At 65.8% G+C, this 398-nt stretch carries 1 protein-coding gene; it reads left to right on the top strand.

All coding sequences use genetic code 11. The features are described 5' to 3' along the window. Window positions 1-398: imidazoleglycerol-phosphate dehydratase (locus HA630_RS27010; protein ID WP_166832173.1), on the top strand; the 398-nt coding region annotated here is incomplete at both ends.

Genomic DNA, 398 nt, shown 5'->3' with positions numbered 1-398 from the left:
CTGGACGTGCGCTGCGAGGGCGACCTGCACATCGACGGCCACCACACGGTGGAGGACATCGGCATCACCCTGGGTCAGGCGTTCGCGCAGGCCGTGGGCGACAAAAAGGGCATCCGCCGCTACGGCCACGCCTATGTGCCGCTGGACGAAGCGCTGAGCCGCGTGGTGGTGGATTTTTCCGGTCGCCCTGGCCTGCACATGGACGTGCAGTTCACCGCCGGCATGATCGGCCAGCTCGACACGCAGTTGGTGTTCGAGTTTTTCCAGGGTTTCGTCAACCACGCCGGCGTGACGCTGCACATCGACAACCTCAAGGGCGTCAACGCGCACCACCAGTGCGAAACCATCTTCAAGGCCTTTGCCCGCGCCTTGCGCGCCGCGCTGGAGCTGGACCCGCG

This window comes from Aquabacterium sp. A08, assembly GCF_011742065.1.
This window is presented reverse-complemented; position numbering and strand designations above follow the sequence as displayed.